The 1,104-nt window shown below is 39.9% G+C and carries 1 protein-coding gene; it reads left to right on the top strand.

All coding sequences use genetic code 11. From position 1 onward, the window contains the following. Nucleotides 1–60: 60 nt before the first annotated feature. Nucleotides 61–345: an RNA-binding protein gene (locus FJR04_RS12545; protein WP_168495182.1), complete on the top strand. Its 285-nt coding sequence runs from the start codon at nt 61–63 to the stop codon at nt 343–345. Nucleotides 346–1,104: the final 759 nt, after the last annotated feature.

Here is a 1,104-nt window from a genome sequence, read left to right as displayed (position 1 = left end):
CTCGTGTCGTTTTCCTCTCAGCACTAAAGTGACTGAGTTTCCCACTTACCGCAAGGTCTTATGACTATTTACGTTGGAAATCTCTCCTACCAAGCGAGCGAAGCAGACTTAAAAGCCGTGTTTGCTGATTATGGCGAGGTAAAAAGAGTTGTTTTACCTACCGACCGTGAAACAGGCAGACTACGTGGCTTTGCTTTTGTTGATATGGTTGTAGACGAACAAGAAGATAAAGCTATTACTGAATTAGACGGTGCAGAATGGATGGGTCGTCAACTGAAAGTTAATAAAGCAAAACCACGAGAAGATAATCGCCGAGAAGATAATCGCCGGGGTAGTTGGGGGTAACGAATCTAGGTGGATGATGGGTAATTAGTGATTTCGCACGATTCCCCATGCACTGAAGCTTTGAGAACCTTGCTTTCCAGTTGGGAACTTCCTGACTAAAAAATTCATCTCATCGCTCACTCTGCGGGTGAGCGAGAGGTTTCTTTTGCTTTTAGCTAAAAAATTGACATTCTCATCTCAAATATGTTATAGAATAGTGACAGATTACAAAATAGTTTTTAGCATCAAACAATTATAAAAAAATAGTTAAGAGTGCTATTGTCTATCGTAGTAATCATTCTGGAGTTAGAGCCAGGGATCACAATAGAATTTCAAGTGATTCAAAAAAATTTGTAAGCTTGGCTCATGGGAAAATCAAATGATGATTGGTTCGATTGTGAGCGATCGCCATTATGCTAAGTTTCAGGGAGCATTCGACGGGTAAAAACAGCTAAAGTCACAAGAAACTTGCTGATTATAGATATTGCCAGAGACTTGTTTTAATGATAGGGTAGGTTGAGCTTCTGTTTTTAGAGAAAAAACCCCCAGTGGATGTTAGCCAGCTAGGGGAGTTAGTTATCAGGGTGCATCTACCAATTAAATGTTCTCAGGTGCTGTACTAGTCTCCGGATAAATTTGTTTTTAGCACGTTTGTTTTAAATTCAGGATTCAACTACACAGCGGTTTATAATAAAACGGTTGAAAATGAAAAAACCCCCAGTGGATGTTAGCCAGCTAGGGGAGTTAGTTATCAGGGTGCATCTACCAATTAAATGTTCT

Origin of the sequence: Anabaena sp. UHCC 0204 (assembly GCF_009711975.1) — a bacterium.
Lineage (GTDB): Bacteria > Cyanobacteriota > Cyanobacteriia > Cyanobacteriales > Nostocaceae > Dolichospermum.
Note: the sequence above shows the minus strand (reverse complement) of the source record. Positions and strands in the feature narration are given on the sequence as shown.